The organism is Melghirimyces algeriensis (assembly GCF_900182565.1).
GTDB lineage: Bacteria > Bacillota > Bacilli > Thermoactinomycetales > DSM-45169 > Melghirimyces > Melghirimyces algeriensis.
In genome coordinates this window covers 292,508-314,542 of the sequence record NZ_FXTI01000001.1, presented here as the reverse complement: position 1 = coordinate 314,542, position 22,035 = coordinate 292,508, and the positions used below count along the sequence as shown (strand labels likewise).

General features: G+C 46.4%; 18 protein-coding genes. 4 read left to right on the top strand and 14 right to left on the bottom strand.

All coding sequences use genetic code 11. The features are described from left to right. Positions 1-189: 189 nt before the first annotated feature. From hemL to hemA, 7 genes are read right to left on the bottom strand one after another with little or no spacing between them, the layout of a single operon-like run. Positions 190-1,479, bottom strand: coding sequence for a glutamate-1-semialdehyde 2,1-aminomutase (hemL, locus tag FN782_RS01445; protein ID WP_142503986.1), 1,290 nt, complete (start codon positions 1,477-1,479; stop codon positions 190-192). Between the two features lie 23 nt (positions 1,480-1,502). Further along, positions 1,503-1,835, bottom strand: a complete 333-nt coding sequence (locus FN782_RS01440) for a hypothetical protein (RefSeq protein WP_142503985.1) — start codon at positions 1,833-1,835, stop codon at positions 1,503-1,505. A 37-nt stretch (positions 1,836-1,872) separates the two neighbouring features. Then, on the bottom strand, positions 1,873-2,850 hold the full coding sequence (gene hemB / locus FN782_RS01435) for a porphobilinogen synthase (RefSeq protein ID WP_142503984.1): 978 nt from the start codon (positions 2,848-2,850) through the stop codon (positions 1,873-1,875). Positions 2,851-2,876: 26 nt separating this feature from the next. Continuing rightward, entirely contained in the window at positions 2,877-4,343 is a 1,467-nt protein-coding gene (locus FN782_RS01430) for a uroporphyrinogen-III synthase (RefSeq protein WP_142503983.1), read from the bottom strand. Continuing rightward, the gene (gene hemC / locus FN782_RS01425) at positions 4,340-5,269 is read right to left on the bottom strand and encodes a hydroxymethylbilane synthase (RefSeq protein ID WP_142503982.1); all 930 of its coding nucleotides are present in this window, start codon (positions 5,267-5,269) and stop codon (positions 4,340-4,342) included. The genes FN782_RS01430 and hemC overlap by 4 nt, the downstream gene beginning before the upstream one ends. 44 nt (positions 5,270-5,313) lie before the next feature. Then, positions 5,314-6,129 (bottom strand): cytochrome C assembly family protein, encoded by an 816-nt coding sequence (locus tag FN782_RS01420; protein ID WP_142503981.1) that lies wholly within the window; start codon positions 6,127-6,129, stop codon positions 5,314-5,316. A gap of 18 nt (positions 6,130-6,147) precedes the next feature. Next, complete coding sequence (gene hemA / locus FN782_RS01415) at positions 6,148-7,512, bottom strand: glutamyl-tRNA reductase (RefSeq protein WP_142503980.1); 1,365 nt, start codon at positions 7,510-7,512, stop codon at positions 6,148-6,150. Between the two features lie 210 nt (positions 7,513-7,722). On the opposite strand from hemA, the gene FN782_RS01410 reads away from it, so the two are divergent. Genes FN782_RS01410 through FN782_RS01400 form a run of 3 tightly spaced genes read left to right on the top strand, consistent with a single transcriptional unit; the run spans position 7,723 to position 10,357 of the window. Beyond that, the gene (locus FN782_RS01410) at positions 7,723-8,739 is read left to right on the top strand and encodes an ABC transporter substrate-binding protein (protein ID WP_142503979.1); all 1,017 of its coding nucleotides are present in this window, start codon (positions 7,723-7,725) and stop codon (positions 8,737-8,739) included. Between the two features lie 26 nt (positions 8,740-8,765). After that, complete coding sequence (locus FN782_RS01405) at positions 8,766-9,533, top strand: ABC transporter ATP-binding protein (RefSeq protein ID WP_246064806.1); 768 nt, start codon at positions 8,766-8,768, stop codon at positions 9,531-9,533. Next, complete coding sequence (locus FN782_RS01400; protein WP_142503977.1) at positions 9,533-10,357, top strand: ABC transporter permease; 825 nt, start codon at positions 9,533-9,535, stop codon at positions 10,355-10,357. Before FN782_RS01405 ends, FN782_RS01400 begins: the two co-directional genes overlap by 1 nt. 53 nt (positions 10,358-10,410) lie before the next feature. Here the strand turns inward: FN782_RS01400 and FN782_RS01395 are convergent, their stop codons facing one another. Together FN782_RS01395 and FN782_RS01390 are read right to left on the bottom strand one after the other, a co-directional pair. After that, positions 10,411-11,061, bottom strand: a complete 651-nt coding sequence (locus FN782_RS01395) for a response regulator (RefSeq protein ID WP_142503976.1) — start codon at positions 11,059-11,061, stop codon at positions 10,411-10,413. Beyond that, complete coding sequence (locus FN782_RS01390) at positions 11,051-12,910, bottom strand: GAF domain-containing sensor histidine kinase (RefSeq protein ID WP_185955966.1); 1,860 nt, start codon at positions 12,908-12,910, stop codon at positions 11,051-11,053. The genes FN782_RS01395 and FN782_RS01390 overlap by 11 nt, the downstream gene beginning before the upstream one ends. 705 nt (positions 12,911-13,615) lie before the next feature. On the opposite strand from FN782_RS01390, the gene map reads away from it, so the two are divergent. Then, the gene (gene map, locus FN782_RS01385) at positions 13,616-14,365 is read left to right on the top strand and encodes a type I methionyl aminopeptidase (protein WP_142503974.1); all 750 of its coding nucleotides are present in this window, start codon (positions 13,616-13,618) and stop codon (positions 14,363-14,365) included. A gap of 133 nt (positions 14,366-14,498) precedes the next feature. Here the strand turns inward: map and FN782_RS01380 are convergent, their stop codons facing one another. From FN782_RS01380 to lonB, 5 genes are all read right to left on the bottom strand, one after another. Further along, a complete protein-coding gene (locus tag FN782_RS01380; RefSeq protein ID WP_142503973.1) occupies positions 14,499-15,833 on the bottom strand; it encodes a helix-turn-helix domain-containing protein in 1,335 nt (444 codons plus the stop codon). Positions 15,834-16,119: 286 nt separating this feature from the next. After that, positions 16,120-17,214, bottom strand: coding sequence for a D-alanine--D-alanine ligase (locus FN782_RS01375; RefSeq protein ID WP_142503972.1), 1,095 nt, complete (start codon positions 17,212-17,214; stop codon positions 16,120-16,122). 69 nt (positions 17,215-17,283) lie between these two features. Beyond that, positions 17,284-17,871 (bottom strand): ribosome biogenesis GTP-binding protein YihA/YsxC, encoded by a 588-nt coding sequence (gene yihA / locus FN782_RS01370; protein WP_142503971.1) that lies wholly within the window; start codon positions 17,869-17,871, stop codon positions 17,284-17,286. After that, complete coding sequence (gene lon, locus FN782_RS01365; RefSeq protein WP_246064805.1) at positions 17,868-20,195, bottom strand: endopeptidase La; 2,328 nt, start codon at positions 20,193-20,195, stop codon at positions 17,868-17,870. The genes yihA and lon overlap by 4 nt, the downstream gene beginning before the upstream one ends. Before the next feature lie 145 nt (positions 20,196-20,340). Next, positions 20,341-22,026, bottom strand: a complete 1,686-nt coding sequence (gene lonB, locus FN782_RS01360) for an ATP-dependent protease LonB (protein WP_142503969.1) — start codon at positions 22,024-22,026, stop codon at positions 20,341-20,343. Between the last annotated feature and the right edge of the window lie 9 nt (positions 22,027-22,035).

The window sequence follows — 22,035 nt, the reverse complement described above, 5'->3', positions numbered from 1 at the left end:
ACCTCTTGGCCTGACAGAATTCTTCACTCCCCCTGATTCCTCTGGCAGTAAGTCACAAAATTACAACTGTACTGTAACTATATGCGGGTTTTGTACAGATATACTTTAGCTCTGTCCGAAAGCACTGATAACCTTTATTTCCAAAAAAGAAGAGCTGCCAATGTCGGTTTGGCAGCTCCTTTAATTGATTTACAACTGTTTCAGCGCCTGGCGATTTGCCTCAATCGTCTTTTCGATATCCTCCACAGTGTGAGCGGTAGAAACGAACATTCCTTCAAATTGAGATGGGGGAATGGAAATTCCTTGCTTCATCATTGCTTTGAAATAACGAGCAAATAACGCTTTATCTGCTTTTTTTGCCTGATCATAGCTGGTCACTTTTTCTCCCGTGAAAAAGAGACAAACCATGGAGCCCACACGGTTAATATGGTAGGGAATGCCTGCTTCTTTGGCATTCTTCGTCAAACCTTCTTCCAAGAGTGCCGATCTTTCTTCCAACTGCTGATAGGTCCCTGGTTTCCCCATTTCACTCAGGGTAGCATGACCAGCTGCCATAGCAAGCGGATTTCCGGACAGTGTACCCGCTTGGTAAACAGGACCTGTAGGAGCAATCCATTCCATAATCTCCCGCTTTCCTCCATAGGCCCCAACCGGCAATCCTCCACCGATGACTTTCCCCATGGTCGTCAGGTCTGGTTCCACCCCATAAAGCCCTTGAGCACAATGATAATCGACACGGAAACCGGTCATTACCTCATCAAAAATGAGAAGTGCACCATAATCTTTTGTCAGTCGACGCAAACCCTCTAAAAACCCAGGTTCAGGAGGGACCACTCCCATATTGCCAGCAACAGGTTCTACAATCAAACCAGCAATATCATGGCCAAATTTTTGAAAGGCCAACTGCACACTATCCAGATCGTTATATGGAACGGTTAACGTATGTTGTCCTGTATTTTCCGGAACACCAGGGCTGTCGGGAAGACCAAGTGTTGCTACCCCTGATCCGGCCTTAATCAACAGACTGTCAGAATGTCCATGATAACACCCTTCAAATTTTAGGATCTTGTTTCGTTTGGTATATGCCCTTGCCAACCGAAGAGCACTCATTGTCGCCTCCGTTCCGGAATTCACCATCCGAACCACTTCCACGGAAGGAACAATTTCCGTTACCAAACGGGCCAGTTTGGTCTCAATCGTTGTCGGTGCTCCAAAACTGGTTCCTTTGGCGGCTGTCTGCTGAACCAATTCCACCACAGCCGGATGAGAATGTCCCAAGATCAACGGCCCCCAAGAGCAAACATAGTCGATATATTCATTCCCATCCTCATCATAAATTCTGGAGCCCTTGCCCCGCTCAACAAACACCGGATTCATATCCACACTTTTAAATGCTCGAACCGGACTGTTGACGCCACCCGGAATATATTGTTTGGCTTCCTCAAAATAAGCTTTCGACCGTTCAAGATTGTCATTCAATCCAATCAACTCCTCTATCGCTTTTACAACCGTTCAAAGCCTTCCAAAAGGCCGGAACCTGAAAAGCTTACCCTGGATCGGGGACCAACGGTCACCGAGCGAATAATCACTTCTCCACGAAGCCTTTTTTCCATCAACGTTTCCATTGAAAGGACGAGTCTTCGATTTCCGTAATAATAGCAATCATCCAGAATGGCCATACCTGATGCATCAATCCCGGCGACATGAACGGACCAACTCTTCAAATTCAACGGACTGGGCATATCCAGCCGTATTTCCGCCTCTTTAAAGGGAATGTTAAAAGAACGTTCTTTCATATTCCCCCTCAGCCAACGCAGGGGATAAGTATCGGACACCGTTTTTCCTCCTTGCCAGGTGTATTTTTACTTCGCTTCATTCACCCTCTTTCAGCCATCGAGCCGCTTCTTTTGCATGATAAGTCAGAATCAGATCCGCACCAGCTCGTTTCAATCCTGTCAGCATTTCTAAAACCACCGCCTGCTCATCAATCCATCCTTTTGCTGCAGCTGCCTTCACCATAGCATACTCTCCGCTGACATTGTAAGCTGCGATAGGCAAATGAAACGATTCCCGCAGACGATGGATGATATCCATATAAGCCATCCCCGGTTTCACCATCAGCATATCCGCACCCTCATCCACATCGGTTTCCGCCTCTTTCAGCGCTTCCCTGGCATTGGCCGGGTCCATCTGGTATGTACGCCGATCCCCAAATTGAGGGGTAGAATGAGCAGCATCCCGAAATGGGCCGTAAAAAGCAGAGGCATACTTTACGGCATAAGAAAGAATTGGGATCTGAGTATAGCCGGCTCTATCCAAAGCCTCGCGAATGGCCAGGACAAATCCATCCATCATATTGGAAGGAGCAATCATATCTGCTCCGGCCTGGGCTTGGGATACAGCGGTCTGAGCCAGGATATGAAGCGATTCATCATTGACAACCTGCCCATCTTTAACCACACCGCAATGACCGTGGTCCGTATACTGACACAGACATGTATCCGCCATGACATAGAGGTCCGGATAACGCTCTTTCACTTGAGCAATCGCCCGTTGCACAATTCCATCTTCAGCCTGGGCAGCACTTCCACACGCATCCTTGTCTTCCGGCACGCCAAATAAAATTACAGAGGAAATCCCGGCTTCCACCGCTTCATCCACTTCTTCATTCAACCGATCGAGAGAAAAGTGAAACACGCCCGGCATCGAAGGGACTTCTGTCTTCAATCCCTTTCCTTCCACAGCAAAGATGGGATAAATAAAATCATCCGGAGAAACGTGATGCTCCCGTACCATCCGGCGAATCCCACGATTTTGTCTCAGACGACGATGGCGACGAAATGATTTCATTTTAAACCTCCTGGCATTCCAATTTTTTAGGGTAGTTTTTTCACCGCTTCAATCAAACCCTCAATCGTGTATGTCCGGGCAACTGTATTCACACAAATTCCATGCTCTTTTGCGGTATTTGCCGTAATCGGTCCGATGCATGCCACCTGGACGCCTTCCAAAAGGGGTTTCCAATCCTTTTCTATGGATTGGAGAGCTTTCACAAAATATCGAACGGTGGAAGAGCTGGTAAATGTTAAGATATGCAACCTCTTTTGTTGCAACATCTCTACAGTCTCTTGCAACCCTTCCGTTCCGGGAACGGTATCATAGGCATCCACATCCGTCACAACACAACCCATTCGTTCTAACTCCACAGCGAGTAACTCCCGTGCAATATTCGCCCTGGGAAGCAATACCCTCTCTCCAGACGACACCATGGGCTTCAACGCATCGATTAATGATTCGGCCCGGTACTCCTCCGGTTGAATATCCACCCGAAGCCCCCGCTCTTCCAAAGCATCCGCCGTTTTTGGCCCGATCGTGACCAACCGTGCTCGATACATCTGACGAACATCGATTCCTAATCGGTTTAAATGACTGAAAAAGTATTCCACTCCATTGACACTGGTAAAAATCACCCATTGATATCGGTCCAATTGTTTCAACGCTTGATCCAACTGATCCTGTTGCCGGGGCGGGCGAAGGTCAATGACGGGAAACTCCACGGTTTCACCACCCAGCTCCCGGACTTGTTGCACCATACTCTCACTTTGTCCCTTCGCACGGGTGATTAGGATTCTTCGTCCAAACAGAGGTTTTTTTTCAAACCACTGAAGGTGTTCCTGAGATCGAACCACCTCCCCCAGGATAAGGACACCCTCTCCCGGATCTGGAGCCCCATTCGAAAGTTGGCCCAATGAACCAGTCCACACACTTTGTTCCATCCGGCTCCCATGCTTCACCCATGCCACCGACAGATCCAGAGAAGCATTTGCGGACAAAAGTCGCCGAGTGGCATCCGGCAAAAAGTGACCATCCAGGCAGAGAATCCTGGTTCCTGAAGCAGCAACCAAGTCATCCCAATCTTTCTCATTCATTTCCCCATATTGCCGTACCATCCAATTGGAACCGACAGGAATCCCGGAATACAGAGGGATCGCCAGTTGCCAAGGAACCCCCGGAACTGGTTCACAAACCACCCCATGTCGGGCCAATCGTTCGGCATCACGAACCACTGAGGAATGCAGAAAAGGATCACCGGGAACACACCACACCACACGTTTCTCCTCCGCAACCGCCTTCAGCATTTCCTGCAAACCATTGGGTGACCCCGTCTCTACTGGGACATAATCCGCTTTGTCAGAGCCTTCTTTTAGAAGGGCGCGATTCACTTTCGGGTCGTAAAACAGAACATCTGCCCGTCGAATCGCATCTCTGCCCTTTAGTGACAGAAGGGAGGGATCTCCCGGACCGGCTCCGACCAGATAAAGCGTCGGAGAATATCCATTCATTGCTCTTCCCCTTCTCTCACTTCATCCAACAGTTTCCTCGCTCCTTTTTCCATCAAATCCTTCGCAAGGAGGCGTCCCACTTCCTCAGGGTTCTTTCCTTTTCGTTCTCCCTTTAAAACCGTTCTTCCACTGGGATGTGCCACTCTTCCACGAAGACGAATCTCATCTTCCACCAAAACAGCATAACCGGCGATGGGAAGATGACATCCTCCTTCAAATGCATGAAGAAATGTACGTTCGGCGGAAACCGTCTGTTCTGTTTCCAAATCATTGATCCGTTGCAATGCCTCCATGATTTCGTGGTCATTAAAGCGACATTGAACCGCCAGTGCCCCCTGGCCAACAGCGGGAAGCATGACTTCTTCCGAGAGGATCTGTGTTACTTTGTCTTCCCAGCCCATTCGCTGAATCCCTGCATAAGCAAGAACAATGGCGTCAAACTGGCCATCCATCAATTTTTTGTAACGTGTATTCAGATTCCCCCGAACCGGTTCCACTTTGAGATCCGGTCGAAATGCAAGAATCTGGGCCTGCCGACGCAAACTGCTGGTTCCCACGATAGCGTTTTCCGGCAAATCCTCCAGCTTTAGACCGCTTCGGGACAGGAGACAATCCCTTGGATCTTCCCGCAATGTAACCGCTCCAAATGTCAACCCCTCCGGTTGTTCTCCGGGCATATCCTTCATACTGTGGACAGCCAGATCAATTCTTTCATCGAGAAGGGCCTGTTCAATCTCTTTTACAAACAGTCCCTTTCCTCCCACCTTGGATAAAGTAACATGTAAGATCTGATCTCCCCTGGTGATCATTTTTTCCAATTCCAGTTTCCAGTCTTCCGGAATATTCTTCTGTAACCGTTGGATCACCCACTCGGTTTGGATGACAGCCAATTGGCTTCGTCTGGTACCGACAGTAACTGTTCGCATGAGACATTCTCCTTCTCTGCCATTTACGTTTCACAAACTGCAGGTTAAAGCCACTGATGAAAAGACATACCTGCGTTGGAAATCAGATAGTTTAATACAATCGTAAAAAAAGAAATGACACTCCACCATGCAAGACGTTGTCCGTTCCAGCCCCGGACAAACCGTTGGTAAAGATAAATGCAATAAAATATCAATACAATAAAGGAACCAAGAATTTTGGGATCATACCAAAAGCCTCCTGCCATCTTCTCTGAAGCCCAGACCAGCCCCAAGATGATGGCTGATATCAATAAAGGAACCCCCAGTATGTTCAAATGATAAGAAAAAAGCTGCAATCTTCCCAGGCTGGGCAAGCGCCTTAACATCCGGTTCCATTTTTTCTGTTTTAACATGTAATTTCCAATCAAATAAAACCCTGCACAAACAGCGGAAAGAGAAAATAATGCATAAGCCAAAAATGCCAAAGTCGCATGAATGAAAACCAGTTCAGACAGAAGTGGTTCCGTCAGAGACAAACCGGCTTTCGGTGTAATATACAGATTGGTAGCTAAAAAGCCAAAACTGAGCAGGTTGACTGCAAAAACAATAAAGTCCATCCGGTACAGGTAATGAATGACCAGTGAAGCGGTCACCAATGCCCAAGAATAAAAAAGCAGGGAATCCACTCCAACAAGCTTTGGGAAAAATTGACTAACCCTCCATGTGAAAAAAACCGTTTGAAAAAACCAAACGGTCACCAAAAAGAAACGTGCCAACCGACGTGCACGCCGACTGGATTGCATGATGTCGGAAAAAGCAAATAATAAGCTCAATGCGTATATATACATGATTAGATCATAAAACCACCGTTCGGCAAACACATCGGTCTCCCCCTTCTTTCACGAACGGACGGAAACTTCACCGACCAAGGAAATTGGTTGAGACGCTCGGTTGTATGAAACTCCTGAACGATCCTCTTTTTTCTGCTCCATCGCTTGCAATTGCTCTTCCAAAGCAAAAATGTGAACAAACATCTCCAACGCTTGTTCCCGGTCTTTGGTTGCAGCAAGTTCTTTAATCCGTGCCAAAGGATCACGAAGCATTTGATTGACGATACTCTTGGTGTGTTTTCGCAACACTCGCTTTTCCCGCTCCGTCAGATCCGGCAATTTTCGCTCAATGCTCTCCATTGTCTCCTGCTGAATCATCAGCGCCTTTTCCCGAAGAGCCGTAATCAACGGAACCACACCCAAAGTGGTAATCCATTCCTGAAAACGATTCACTTCTTCGGTGATCATTTCTTCCACTTTGGCGGCTTCCTTCTGACGCAGATCCAAGTTCGTTTTTATCATTCCGTTTAAGTCATCAATGTCATACAAAAACACGTTATCCAAATGGTGAATATCAGGGTCGATGTCCCTTGGAACAGCGATGTCAATCAAAAAGAGTGGAGTCAGACGCTTGTCCAATACTTGCTCAACCACATCCTTTTCAATGACAGCACCCTGTGCTCCCGTAGAGCTGACAACAATATCCACTTCCCGCAGAGATTCTGCCAGTCGGGAAATCGGACGGGCTTCCCCGTAAAATCGCTTTGCCACTTCTTCCGCTTTTTCCAATGTCCGATTTACCACAATCACTCGCTCTGCTCCGGCTTCGTACAGATGTTTGGCTGTTAATTCACCAGTTTCACCGGCTCCCAAAAGCAGAACCGTCTTATCGGTAAACGTGCTGAACATCTTTTTGCCCAATTCAACAGCCGCATAACTGACCGAAACCGCATGTTGTCCAATCTCCGTTTCCGAGTGAACCCGTTTTCCCAACGTGATAGCCTGTTTAAATAACTCATTAAAGATCGTCCCGGTCACCTTTTGGCGCTGAGCAACCAGAAAGGCTTCCTTGACTTGACCCAGAATTTGGGTCTCTCCCAATACCATGGAATCCAATCCGGCAACCACCTGGAACAGGTGTCGGATTGCTTCATGATCTTCTTTCACATAGAGACTATCGATAAAATCTTCCTTTGCAATTCCAAATTCGCTTTCTAAAAACATTTTGGAATAATAGCGGCCTGTATGTGGTTGGTCACTGACCACATACAATTCCATCCGGTTACATGTGCTAATGATGACGCACTCCAAAATACTTTTCATATGAGAAAGCCGCTGAAGAGAGCGTCCCAAAATTTCGGGCGAGAAAGTCATCCGTTCCCTTAGTTCCACAGGCGCTGTATTATGATTGAATCCTGTAACGATGATGTGCATAGGTTTCACCCCGTTCTATCCAGCCGTTCTTGTCCGGTCCACAATCGCCGGAGATCCAATCCAACGGCTCCGCTACACTCCGTAAATCTCAAATATTCATCCCCTATTATAACACAGGCTATTCTTCAGGATAAAAAGGAGGTTGTGAACACATTTTGAAGCAAGGCATATAATACATCAGCCCATTATGATTGCCGGGGGGAGACCTGTATGCGTTCCGCTTCCATAAGGATCCGTTTTCTTTTGATGGTCAGCATCACACTTCTCGTTACGGCCTGCGGCTTTGATAACACATCGGATAAGAACACCGACACGGTTCGCCTGGTTGAAGTCACCCATTCCATTTTCTACGCTCCACAATATGTCGCGATCAACAAAGGCTTTTTCAAAGATGAAGGAATCGATCTACAACTTTCCAGCGCCTTTGGTGGCGACAAAGCAATGACTGCCTTGTTGTCCGGCCATGCGGACATCGCCCTCTCTGGTGCAGAAACAGCTGTATATGTTTCGGCTCAAGGCGCTCAACATCCCGTGATCGGTTTTGCCCAACTGACTCAAAAGGATGGAAGTTTTCTCGTATCAAGAAAGCCTGTCAAACAGTTTGATTGGAATGATCTGAAAGGAAAGGAGCTTCTCGGACAACGCAAAGGCGGTATGCCTGAAATGGTGAGTGAATACGTTCAGCGAAAAAATGGTCTAAAACCTCATAAGGACCTCAAAATTATACAAAATGTGGATTTCAAAAATCTCGGAGGTGCCTTTGCCTCTGGTACAGGAGACTATGTTCAGTTGTTTGAACCCATTGCTTCCAAAATGGAGCAGGAAGGAACCGGACATGTTGTGGCTTCCTTTGGCAAAGACAGCGGTAACCTTCCCTATACCGTCTATATGAGCAAAAAAAACTATATCGAGAAACATCCGGATTTGGTCAAGCGGTTCACACGTGCAATCCATCGAGGACAACGCTGGGTTCAATCGCATTCCGCTGAGGAGATTGCGGATGTCATTCAGCCCGATTTCAAAGGTACCTCTAGAGACATCCTGATCAAAGTGATTCATCGGTACAAGTCTCAGAATACCTGGGCTTCAGACCCCTTAATAGATCGAAAAGAATATCAACGCATGCTTCAGATTATGGAGCAGGCTGGTGAGTTACCCAGCTCCGTTCCTTACGAAACGGTCATTCAAACAAATATCGCCGAAAAAGTCATACAGAAGGAGCCATAATCGATATGTCAGAAGGAGGGGGGACCGTGAGCGAACCGATTGCCATCGAAGCAAAACGCATTACCAAAACCTACTTAAGCATACAGGACGAAATTCATGCTGTGAATCCCATCACTTTTCAGATTCGACATGGAGAGTTTGTCAGTCTGGTAGGTTCCAGCGGATGTGGGAAAAGCACCATCCTGTCATTGGTGGCCGGTCTGATACCACCTACTTCAGGCACATTGCGAATTTTCGGGGAGAAAGTGCTTGCCCCTTCCAACCGACTGGGATATATGCTCCAACAAGATTGCTTGCTGGACTGGCGAACCGTCGAGGACAATATTACACTCGGTCTGGAATTTCGCAGACAGAAGAGTGAACGAACCAAAAGCCGTGCCCGCGCCTTATTGCAAGAACTCGGATTGGGACACACGCTGAAGTTACTCCCTTCACAACTTTCCGGAGGAATGAGACAACGTGTGGCTCTTGTGCGAACATTGGCCGTACAACCTGATATATTGCTGTTAGATGAGCCCTTTTCCGCTGTCGATTATCAAAATAAGATTTACCTTGAAGAATTGTTGATGAATGTTTTGAGCAAACGGAAAATGACTGTGCTGTTGGTCACGCATGATTTGGAAGAAGCTTTGGCTTTGTCGGATACCATTCTGGTTATGGGGGGTCAACCGGGAACCATCCGTCATACATTGAAGGTGCCAAAAGAATTGCAAAGCGCCGCTCCGCTTGAATCTCGAAGCAAATCCTCTTTCCGCCCTCTACTTAATGATTTGTGGAAGGAGATGGAACGGTGATGAAGTGGTTAAACACCCGACTCACGCGGGGGGCAAAATCAAATCTTCACGCCAGGTATCTGCGTAAACACCGATTAAGACAACTTGGGGTCCATATCACCCGGTTAACCCTCTTCATCCTTCTGATCACCGGGTGGGAGATCAGCTCTCGCCAAGGATGGATCGATCCTTTCATCTTCAGCAGCCCTGTTCGGATTTGGACACTTTTCCTCCAAATGAGTACAGACCCTGCATTTTATCAAGATATCGGTATAACTGTTTTGGAAACAATGGCCGGATTTATATTGGGCACGGCAGCTGGAACAGGTTTAGCCACACTGATCTGGGCATCCCCGTTTCTTTCCAGGGTACTGGAACCTTATCTGGTTGTTCTTAACAGCATGCCAAAAGTAGCCTTGGGACCGCTTTTTATTGTGACTGTCGGCGCGGGATTCGCTTCCATTCTGGCCATGGGAATCGCCATCACCGTCATTATTACCGCCATGGTGATTTACAACAGTTTTCAAAGCGTCAACCATGATTATCTTAAACTGGCCCGTGCTTTCGGCGCCAATCGACGGCAATTGTTTTGCAGAATCATATTCCCCGCTTGTATTCCTGACCTGATCTCCGCTTTAAAGGTAAACGTCGGGCTGGCTTGGGTGGGAGTAATCGTCGGCGAATTTTTGGTCTCCAAGAATGGGCTGGGGCACTTGATTATTTACGGTTTTCAAGTGTTCAACCTGACTCTGGTACTACTGAGTCTGTTAATTGTTGCCTTTCTGGCCACCATCATGTATCTTCTCGTTTCCCGTCTGGAAAGATATCTCCTTCGTCATCGATAAAATAAAACCAAAAACCGACCCGGACTTACATCCCGGTCGGTTTTTGGTTATCATCAATCCAACAGAACCAATTCATGCTGGATCGCATAGATAATCGCCTGAGAACGGCTTTTCACCCGAAGCTTCTTCAATATATTGCTGACATGAATCTTCACTGTCTTGTCACTGATAAACAATTGTTCTGCAATTTCCTTATTGGAAAGACCCTTCACCATTAAATTCAGAACATCCAGTTCCCGCGGTGTCAGGGAATCCTCATTGGTACCGCTCTCTGTCTTTTTTCCCCCACTGATATTATCTAAAAGCTTTCGTGCCATCACCGGATGTAAGGTGGATTCTCCGCGATATGCGGAACGGATGGCATCAATAACGTCGGATGAAGGGGCATCCTTCAACAAATAACCTGTCGCCCCTGCTCGGATGGACTCATAAAGATATTCATCCCGATCAAACATGGTTAACACCAACACAGCCACTTTCAAGTTTTTGGCCCGAATCCGACGAATCGCTTCCACACCGCTCATCCCTGGCATGTTAATATCCATTAACACCACATCAGGATTAAGTTTTTCTATCAGCTCGATCGATTCTGCTCCGCTATCGGCCTGACCGACGACTTCCATGTCCTCTTCCAGGCTGATAATACTGGACAACCCGTCCCTTAAAATTGCATGGTCGTCCACCAATAATACGTTAATGGGCATGGACGGCCGCCTCCTCCTCTTCTCCAATCGGTATGGTCAGAATTACACGGGTTCCTTTTCCTTCCTCACTCTCAAACTGTAACGCTGCCCCCAGCTTCTGTGCCCGTTCATTCATACCCACAATGCCATAACGCTTCTGGGCTTCCGCTTTAAAAACAGCCTTGGCCAGGGAAAAGCCAACCCCGTCATCGGTCACGGTCAAACATAGTTCTTCAGAACGATATTCCAGACAAACCCGAACAACACTTGCTTTCGCGTGCTTTGCCGCATTGGAAAGAGCCTCATGGCAGACCATATACACCGTTTCCTGTACATCTTCAGAGAGAGGTTGTTCTTCCCCGATCTTTTCAAAAATACCTTCGGCTCCTGTTTCGTTTTCAAAAGCTTCAACCCGTCGGCGCAGCGATGGAATCAACCCGATCTTAGCCGCTGGAGAAGGACGCAACGCAGTGATGGAATAACGAATCTCTTTCAGCCCATCCCGGAGCTTGATCCGGCTTTCCTCCAACCATTCACGCACCTTTTCCGGCTGGGAATCCAAGACCTTTAAAGATGAATCCACTTTCATTAGTACACCGGCAAAGGACTGAGCGATTCCATCGTGAATATCTCTGGCAAGGCGGTTTCTTTCCTCAGCCACTACCCGCCGTTCCCTTTCCTCTACCAGCCGGGAATTTTTTATCGCGACAACGGATTGACTGGCCAATACTTGGAGGAATGTAAGATCCACCTCTTCAAATGCACGCTCCTCTGTTTTTCCCAACGTAATCACTCCCAGAACTTCACCATCCATTTTCAAGGGAACTGAGAGTATGGAACGTACTTCTTCCCACTCTTTCAGATCATCGTTACACCGCGGGTCCAACTTGGTATTGTGAACCAGAGCAGCCACTCCGTGAGCTGCCACCCAACCACTGATCCCTTGATTTAAAGGGAGCTTATGCTTCCGCATATGTTTAGGGACGTCCCCGGCAGTTACGGCCGGAGAGAGACGGTCATTTTTTAAAAGATAAAACATTCCATAACTGTATGGGATCATCTTGGATAATGGGAGAAGCGTTTTTTCCATGACCTTTCTTAAGTCAAGGTTTTTATTGATATCAGTGGTTAAAAGAAACAACAGCTCCAGCTTGCGTTCTTTCCGGGTCAATTTCACAATGACATTGGATAGAACGGCAAACGCTGCAAGGGGGGCATAGAAGAACAAAATGCTCATGGGGTCTGTCTCTCTGCCTTCATGGAGCATTCCATAGTAAGCAAGGATATAGACGAGAGACAATAAAGCCGCACTGGTCTCCAGACGCCAGTTAGCCAACCACAGTCTGGATTGCCGCGGACGATAGCGAAGAAATTCCACTCCATCCCGAATCCCTTTGCTAACACCCTCAAATACAACAACACATCCGGTCAAAGCAAGGACAGGAAAAACGATTCCACCTTGATTGATCCATGAAATACCCACTGTTGTAAGAAACAGTTGAACCCCGTAAAGTCCCAGGATGGTATATCCGCTTCGAAAAGCCCCCCGATACAGGGAATGCTTTTTAACCCAGGTTACGGTCAATATAATGACTGCATAAACAGTTCCAGCCAGACCGGGTGAAAACATGGAAGTGAGCGTAAATAAAAATGGAAAGTGAACCGTCACCCGTCCCTCATGACCTGGGAAAGGGAAAAATTCAGTAAACATCAACAGAGCCGATAAAGTGATCAAATGGAGCAGGCTCCAGCTTGTATCAGGCTTTTCCAGAATATCAATGAAAGCCAGACACCAAGCAAAAAAGACGACAGACCATCGGCTTGTACGTTCCAACCAATTCTGCCATTTCATTTGAATTAATACCGCCATTCTTTTTATACTCTTTAAAAATATGCCGGGATTATGTAACCATCCACCCATTAAAGCTTACCGGTTCAACCCTGATGAATACGGACACTTTGACATCATCACCTCCTTCCTATAAAAACGCAAAATAAATGCGAACAAAAAAACATTCCCTATCTTTGAATAAAATCTTCTATTGTCCTATACAATCCTAACATAATTTTAGCATGGTTTTTAAGATAATGACCACCACTCCGGCTTTTTTCCCTTTATATATATACATTAATTAATTTCATATAATTCAGATAACAATATGAACAGCTTATAAGAAAACCCCTGGCTCACCAATGTAGGTGCAAAGGCGCTTCTTCGGTCTTCCAATAAGGCGATCACAAGATTGTATTTTACTGTAAATATTTATAAAAAAGAACATAAGACTGCCGACAAAGATACTAAGAGGGGGTTGAAGCGGACACCTTCCACTTCCATGCTGGAGGAAAGAGATGCGGAAACGGAAATTGTCCCTTCACCACTTTGTCATAAATCTCAACATGAGCTTCTGTTTTCTTCCTGATTCACCGTCCACCAGCTCGCTACTAAAATCCCGATCCCTGACTGCAACAGATTTTTCAGAGAGATATCAAGCTACAGAAGAAAAATCTGAATGCCAATACGTCAATCGATCACATATATTTAAAATACATCCTTGAATCAGGAGAGGAGCAGACAATGAGCGATATCAAAACGCCAGAACAGATCAAAGCCATGCACCGGGCAGGAAAGATTTTGGCTGCATGCCATCAGCAGATTTCCAAGCGAATTCGTCCAGGTGTCTCCACTCTGGAAATTGATCGTTTTGTGGAGAAGTACTTGAAGCAATATGGTGCAACGGCTGAACAGAAAGGATATATGGGTTATCCCAATGCCATTTGTGCGTCTGTCAACGATGTCATTTGTCATGGGATTCCAAACGATATTCCACTGAAAGAGGGAGACATTGTCACCATCGATTTTGTCGTAAACAAAGATGGTTGGCTGGCCGATTCCGCTTGGTCCTATGCTGTGGGAAAAATATCCAAAACAGCGGACCATCTGATGAAGACAACGCTCGCGGCACTGAAAGCCGGAATTTCCCAAGCAAAACCCGGCAACCGAATCGGTCATATTTCCCACGCCATTCAAGAGATCGCAAAAAAAGCAGGCTTTTCCGTGGTTCAAGAATTTGTCGGTCATGGAATTGGACAGAAAATCCATGAACCCCCCGCCGTCCCCCACTTCGGCCCGATTCACAGCGGGGAGTTGATCCGCGAAGGTATGGTGTTTACCATTGAGCCCATGTTAAATGTCGGTTCCCGAAAAGTGACATTGGACGATGACGGATGGACTGCCAGAACCGTGGACGGAAGTCTCTCAGCACAGTATGAACATACCCTCGCCATCCAGAACGGAAAACCTCTTATTTTGACAGAACAAGTATAACCGAAAAATTTCTAGGTTTTGTAACGAATAGCTGGGAAAGTGTACAATAACAACAGTCCGCAAGGATAAACCTTGCGGACTTGCTTAGCCTGGTTCGCTGCTTTCTGTTTTACTCCAATACAGTTGATTTTCTTCAAATAACACTCCAGCTAATTTCATTTCTTTTCCACCTTTCATTGATTTTTCTCTGTACTCTATACATATTCCTGGTACAAGTTTCAAATTCTTTCTGATTAATATTCTCATATGCTTGCGCCAGCTTATACCATGCTTTATACTCCTTATCGGCATAACCATAATACTCAGCCAGGTCGATCGCTTCTCTCAACTGATCCACCGCTTCGACCTTTCGACCCCTACTTAAATGAAGTTCTCCCATGGATAACAATGCGTCCGCGAGATAAAAACTACAGTTATACTTTTCAGCTTTATAAATCGCTTTGATTAAATTTTCTTCCGATTTTCCCCACTCCCCTTTCTTTTTATATAATTCGGCTAATTGTATACATGATCTGATATATCTATTATCTTTCTCCTCGGACAAATCCATTGCAATCTCAAAACATATCTCTGCCTTTTCCCAATCTTTCAAGGCGGAGTAGCTTCCGGCAAGAGTTACCCATAAATCGACGCTGGAGTCTTGAATGTTGTTTAAACTGGCTATACGCAGACCCTCTTGAGCCGTTTGTATGGCATCCTGGAACGCACTTGATTTCCTCATCAGCTCAGCCTTTAACCAGTAAAACGAAAGCACGGTTTCAGAATGTTGAATCTGATCGATCTCATCCCATACATCTTGAACGATTTTTAATGCTTCAATCGTTCTGCCAAGCCTCTCAAGGTAAATCGCTTTGTTTCTGAGTAGGATATATTTTACATACCTCCTTTCCCCTTCTGGATTGTAGGCACCCAGTCCGCTATCTGTATAGACAATAGCTTGTTGTAATTCATTTTGATAGTAACTGCATCGTCCAAGATCTTTGAAGGAATGCGCTCCAATGTTTGTTTTTTCAGAAAATTCCCCTTTTGTTGAGATCCTGATCGCGTTATGAAAACACTGCTCCGCTTTTTTAAATTTACTTTTTGATAGATAATAGCTACCCAAAAGCCAATGAAAGGTTGGAACACAGGGATGATCGTCCGTTAGGTTGATGCCTTTAAGAATCCTAAACGATTTATCCGCTTGTCCCATTTTTGATAGAGACTCCGCTATATCTAGCACAAATTGAACATGATTTTGCGCCTTTTGCTGACGTAAAATATGTTTTGGGAGCTCTTCCGCAGATATGCCCAGCTTCTCAAGTATGTAATGTGTCTTTTCAAGTCTTACCTGAGACATCCCTCTTTCTACGTTGCTGATGGTGGCGGTAGAGATATGCTCATCCGCTAGATCCTCCAACCTTAACCCCTTCTCCTTTCTGACTTTTCTTATGATTTCACCTACACTGATCGGATCAAACGACTCCATATACGATCCTCCTCATCTTGCAAAAAATCCCAATCGATTATATTTTAGTTTATATCCCGGTTTTTGGGAATATTTTTTCGGCAAAAATATGTTTACCATGCAAAACAAAGTTGAGGAATATCTGTATGGTCTGTGGTGAGGGTACGGTCGGACTCATGTTTGGAATAAGTGGACTTGTTTCATCCCCCTTTCTTTTGATCGCTTTTCTAACTTCCGATACTCTTTCATTATCGGAAGTTAGAAAGATCTTTATAGCCAAAACCCCCGTCAAAAACGGGGGTTTTGGCTATATCTCAAACGTTGTTGTTGACTTTTGTTTTTCTTTGTATCGTTCCAACGCTAGATCAATCAACTTGGAAATGAGTTGGGAATAAGAAATACCAGAGTGCTTCCAGAGATTCGCATACATGCTGAAAGGAGTAAACCCAGGCATGGTATTGATTTCATTAATCCATACCCGACCATCGGAATGATGAACGAAGAAATCCACTCGTGCGAGACCACTGCAATCAATGGCACGATAGGCTTGAATCGCCATGCGCCGAATTTCTTCCTGGGTCCCTTTCGGCAATTCGGCAGGAATGCGCATTTCTGATTTTGCATCGATATATTTCGCTTTATAATCATAAAAGTCATTGGAAGAGACGATTTCACCAGGAACCGAAGCCTCAGGTTCATCGTTTCCCAGAACCGCCACTTCGATTTCCCGTGCATCCGCAAACTCTTCCACAACCACTTTTCGATCATAGCGAGCGGCTAACTGAAGAGCACCAACCAGTTCTTCCCGGTTTCTCGCCTTGGAAATCCCCACACTGGAACCCAGATTTGCCGGCTTGACAAAACAAGGATACGCAAAGTCGGCTTCAACCTCCGCCACAACGGAATCTATATCCCTCTCAATCTGTTTTCTCAGATAAAAGGAAAAGTTCCCTTGAGACAGTCCTTCCTGCGCAAAAACCTTTTTCATCATCACCTTATCCATGCCCACACTGGAAGCGAGAACCCCTGCTCCCACATAAGGAATATCCGCAATTTCCAACATTCCCTGAATCGTACCATCTTCACCAAAGGTTCCATGAAGAACAGGGAAAACCACATCGATCTCGTCCCACTTCAAGACCGGGAGATTTGTTGTAGCAGGTAGCGAGTCATCGTTGGAGGCGGATAATTCCTTCAGCTTTTCCGATTCTACCTTCCCCTCCAGCGCAGATAAAGCAGGTGTTCCCGGTTCCCAACCACCTGCCTGATTGATCAACACAGGGAATAGATCGTATTTTTCTAAATCCATTGCCTGGATAATGGAGCTAGCAGAAGAGAGAGAAACCTCATGCTCTCCTGATTTTCCTCCAAACAATACGGCTACACGTATTTTTTTATTCATCCTCTCCCAACCTTTCGCCCGTATCTTCTGTGATATGTAACCTATTCCCCAACCCTGATTTTGGTGCACTTATCGCGGAATCAAGTGTCCAATTTCTTTCCAGAGATCCGCCTTCCCTTGACCGGTTTGGGCAGAAAAAAGGATGAGCGGATCTGCGGCGGACAAGTCGAGCCCATTGCGTATCTGTTTTAGATGTTTTGACCAATTTCCTCGCGAGATTTTATCCGCTTTTGTCGCAACAACAATGGCCGGAATGTCATAATGTTTCAGCCAGCTGTACATGGATCGGTCGTCCCCAGTCGGCGGATGCCGAAGATCCACCACTTGGATAACACCATACAGCGCTTCCCGATTGGACAGATAGGATTCAATCATTCGGCCCCAAGCTGCTTTTACAGTCTTCGGAACACGGGCAAATCCGTAACCGGGCATATCGGCAAAATACAGAGCTTCGTTAATCCGATAAAAATTGATGGTTTGCGTTTTCCCTGGCTTTGAACTGGTTCGTGCCAAATTTTTTCGATTGATTAAACAGTTGATCAGTGATGATTTCCCAACATTGGAACGCCCGGCCAGAGCGATCTCCGGCAGGGCGTCCGCGGGATATTGAGCCGGTTTGACGGCACTTATCACAAATTCAGCTTGGGTCACTTTCATGATGAATCCCTCACCAAGGCCAACTTCAATACTTCATCCATATGTTCAACCAACGTTATTTTCAGATCATTACGCACGCTTTCAGGGACATCTTCCAGGTCTTTTTCGTTATCCTTCGGAATAAGAATATGTGTTAGACCTGCCCGATGGGCGGCAAGCGATTTTTCCTTTAAACCTCCAATCGGAAGCACTTTCCCTCTCAAAGTGATCTCTCCAGTCATCCCCACATAGCGAGAAACCGGACTTTCTGTCAACGCTGAAACAAGTGCCGTTGCCATGGTAATACCAGCCGAAGGTCCATCCTTCGGAATCGCTCCCTCAGGCACATGGATGTGTATATCATTTTTTTCATTAAACTCAGGATCAATGTTTAGCTCATCCGCCCTAGAACGGATATAACTGAAAGCAGCTTGCGCCGATTCTTTCATCACATCACCCAATTTTCCGGTAAGCGTAAGCTTCCCTTTCCCCGGTAATACCGTTACTTCTATGGTGAGTGTATCTCCACCGGCCGCCGTCCAGGCCAATCCGGTCGCAGCTCCTAATGAATCGGCTTCTTCCACTTTTCCATACCGGAATTTCTCCGGCCCAAGAAACTGGGGAATATTCTTTACGGTAACCACGACGCGCTTCCGCTCTTCAGTCACCAGCTGTTTTGCCGCTTTCCGGGCCAGCTGACCAAAAACACGCTCCAAATTCCGCACCCCGGCTTCACGGGTATATTGCCGAATCACTTTTAGAATTGCATCACCATGAATTACAAGCTTTTCCTTTGTTAAACCATGTTCCTCAATTTGCTTGGGAATCAGATACTTCTTGGCGATCCGTTCCTTTTCAATTTCGGTGTAGCCCGAAATATACAGCGTCTCCATCCGATCCAACAACGGTTGCGGAATGGTGTGAAGCGTATTGGCCGTTGTAATAAACATCACTTTGGACAAATCGTAAGGCACTTCAATGTAATGATCGCTGAAATTCTGGTTTTGTTCCGGGTCCAGAACTTCCAAAAGTGCCGAGGCCGGATCACCGCGGAAGTCCATCGTCATTTTATCAATCTCGTCCAACAAAAAGACTGGATTGGAGGTACCCGCATTTTTCATTCCCTGAATAATCCGACCTGGCATCGCTCCTACATAGGTACGCCGATGTCCTCGAATCTCTGCTTCATCGCGCACACCGCCCAAGGAGATCCGGACAAACTTCCGACCTAGAGAACGGGCAATCGACCGTGCCAATGAAGTTTTACCCACACCGGGAGGACCAACCAGACACAGGATAGGACCCTTTAAGCGTTTGACCATCTGTTGGACAGCCAGGTATTCCAGCACCCGTTCTTTGGCTTTTTCCAATCCGTAATGGTCTTCATCCAGTATCTTTTCTGCTTTTTTGAGATCGAGATCGTCCTCTGTTTGCTTATTCCAAGGGAGTTCAAGCAACCATTCAATATAAGTGCGAATCACTCCCCCTTCTGCGGAGGTAGTAGGAATCTTCTCCAGCCGTTGCAGTTCCTTTTCAATCTTCTCTTTTACTTCATCTGATGCATCCAGCTCTTCCAACTGCTCCCTCAATTCTTCCACTTCACCCATACGGCCTTCTTTTTCGCCCAACTCCCGCTGAATCGCCTTCATTTGCTCCCTGAGGTAATACTCCTTTTGGGTTTTTTCCATCTGTTTTTTGACACGCTGGGAGATCTTTCGTTCCAGTTCCAAGACCTCACGTTCATCATTCAGAATGGACAGAAGGGATTCCAAACGCTCACGGATATCCACCGCTTCCAGTATCTTTTGCTTATCCTCGATTTTCAGCGGAAGATGGGAAGCGATGACGTCAGCCAAACGTCCCGCTTCATCGATATCTGCAACAGCAGACAACGTTTCCGGTGAAACTTTTTTGGAAAGGCGCAGATATTGTTCAAAGTGGTCCAACACTGAACGCATCAATGCTTCAATGTTCACATCAGAGTTTTCTTCCTGTATAATTTCGCTGACTCGCACCTGATAATACGGTTTTGTCTCTGTAAATTCCAGAAGCCGAGCCCGATTCAGCCCTTCCACCAAAACCCGAATGGTTCCGTTAGGAAGTTTAAGCATTTGCCTTACACGGGCAATTGTGCCCATTTTGTAGATATCCTCCGGAGTCGGCTCCTCAAGCTGTACTTCATGCTGTGTTGCCAAGAGAATCAAATCATCATCCACCATTGCCTGTTCCAACGCTTTCACAGAACGTTCACGACCAACGTCCAGGTGCAAAACCATGTTGGGATAGACCAACAAACCGCGAAGAGGCAATAACGGCAGCACACGTTCTTCTTCTTTTACAGCCATGTATGCACCTCCCATGCCGTCACCAGCCAAGTCAAATAGATACTTCAAGCTTTGTACGATTTTATCTTATTCCTCTTCTTTTGTCTATGACAGCCACTCCCGATCAAATAAACATACAGCGGCTCGATCTGTCAACAGCAGAAATTTAAGTCATCGGTGTAGGTGTAGCCGTCAGAACCGAAGTGGCAGGCATGATCTGTTCCTGATCCTCTTCGGAAGCATCCAGTGGTATCAAACGAAGGACCGCATCCAGATCACGGACCGGAATCACCTCAATTCCTTCCATTTCCGAGAAAATCGTCTGCATATTTTCTTCCGGAATCAAGACACGGTTGGCCCCTGCCCGTTTTGCAGCTTCCACTTTGGAAACGACCCCTCCTACAGGCTTTACTTTCCCATGAATACTCAACTCTCCGGTCATCGCCAGACGGTTATCCACTTTGATTCCCTTGATTGCTGAGTATATGGCTGAAGCGACCGCGATTCCTGCCGATGGTCCGTCTAACGGAACCCCGCCTGGAAAGTTAATATGCAAATGATAGGCATAAGGATTGACATCTGTACGTTGAAGAACTGTAAGGACATTTTCCACCGAGCTGCGTGCCATGCTCTTTCGCCGGAGAGTCCGTTGCCGGCTACCCAACTCTTCCTCATCCACCATTCCGGTAATTCGAATCGAACCTTCTTCCGCTGTTTTCACGGGAACAGCCGTCACCTCGATATCCAGGAGGGTACCCATGTTGGGACCATATACCGCCAAACCATTGACCAATCCAGGAACAGGATGTTCCGGCACTTTTTTATCCGGTCGAGGAGTCATTTGGCTATTGTGCACAACCCACTCCACATCGGAGGATTGAATATTCTTGCGTCCCTCGGTCAGAGCCAATCCACCGGCCGTTTGGACAATATTGACGGCTTCACGACCATTGGTGGCATATTTTTTGATCACTTCAATCGCTTTTTCTTCATAGGAAAATTGAATCCGTTCAATCGCCTGCTGGGCAATCTGTTCAATCTCCATTCCCAAAAGAGGCCGAAAGAAGACCTCCAAACAGCGGGAACGAATGGCTGCCGGAATCTCCTCCGGCATTCGGGTCGTGGCTCCAACCAGACGAAAGTCTGCTGGAAGACCATTTTCAAAGATATCATGAATGTGTGAAGGGGTATTTGTATCTTCTGAACTGTAATAAGCACTTTCAAAGTAGACTTTTCGGTCTTCCAACACCTTTAACAGCTTATTCATCTGAATGGGATGCAACTCTCCAATTTCATCAATAAACAGCATCCCGCCATGCGCCTTTGAAACAGCCCCCGGCTTCGGTTGAGGAATTCCGGCAACCCCCATCGCTCCTGCTCCTTGATAAATCGGGTCATGGACGGAACCGATCAGTGGATCTGCAATTCCACGCTCATCAAAACGGGCCGTGGTGGCATCAATCTCCACAAATTTGGATTGACCGTCAAATGGGGATTCCGGATTCTTTTTGGCTTCTTCCAACACCACCCGTGCTGCAGCCGTTTTTCCCACCCCCGGAGGTCCGTAGATCAATACATGCTGGGGATTGGGTCCACACAGAGCCGCTTTCAAGGCACGCAATCCCTCTTTTTGACCCACGATTTCTTTAAAGGATGATGGTCTGGTTTTTTCTGAAAGAGGTTCTGTCAATGCAACACTCCGCATTTTCCGCAATTTGTCCATCTCTTTGCGAGACTCCCGGTCCACCGCAGAACGACTGGAATGCTGGTTGCGAAGTAAGTTCCAGAAATACAAGCCGATCACGATTGAAAAGAAAACCTGAAGCAACATGATTAAAACTGTCCAATTCATTGTTATTCC

Coding starts and splice junctions, on each gene's coding strand:
- hemB (WP_142503984.1), bottom strand. CDS start 2,850: ATGAAATCATTTCGTCGCCATCGTCGTCTGAGACAAAATCGTGGGATT.
- FN782_RS01380 (WP_142503973.1), bottom strand. CDS start 15,833: ATGGAGTCGTTTGATCCGATCAGTGTAGGTGAAATCATAAGAAAAGTC.
- map (WP_142503974.1), top strand. CDS start 13,616: ATGAGCGATATCAAAACGCCAGAACAGATCAAAGCCATGCACCGGGCA.
- FN782_RS01430 (WP_142503983.1), bottom strand. CDS start 4,343: ATGAATGGATATTCTCCGACGCTTTATCTGGTCGGAGCCGGTCCGGGA.
- FN782_RS01395 (WP_142503976.1), bottom strand. CDS start 11,061: ATGCCCATTAACGTATTATTGGTGGACGACCATGCAATTTTAAGGGAC.
- hemC (WP_142503982.1), bottom strand. CDS start 5,269: ATGCGAACAGTTACTGTCGGTACCAGACGAAGCCAATTGGCTGTCATC.
- FN782_RS01400 (WP_142503977.1), top strand. CDS start 9,533: ATGAAGTGGTTAAACACCCGACTCACGCGGGGGGCAAAATCAAATCTT.
- FN782_RS01390 (WP_185955966.1), bottom strand. CDS start 12,910: ATGGCGGTATTAATTCAAATGAAATGGCAGAATTGGTTGGAACGTACA.
- yihA (WP_142503971.1), bottom strand. CDS start 17,871: ATGAAAGTGACCCAAGCTGAATTTGTGATAAGTGCCGTCAAACCGGCT.
- lonB (WP_142503969.1), bottom strand. CDS start 22,026: ATGAATTGGACAGTTTTAATCATGTTGCTTCAGGTTTTCTTTTCAATC.
- hemA (WP_142503980.1), bottom strand. CDS start 7,512: ATGCACATCATCGTTACAGGATTCAATCATAATACAGCGCCTGTGGAA.
- FN782_RS01375 (WP_142503972.1), bottom strand. CDS start 17,214: ATGAATAAAAAAATACGTGTAGCCGTATTGTTTGGAGGAAAATCAGGA.
- FN782_RS01410 (WP_142503979.1), top strand. CDS start 7,723: ATGCGTTCCGCTTCCATAAGGATCCGTTTTCTTTTGATGGTCAGCATC.
- lon (WP_246064805.1), bottom strand. CDS start 20,195: ATGGCTGTAAAAGAAGAAGAACGTGTGCTGCCGTTATTGCCTCTTCGC.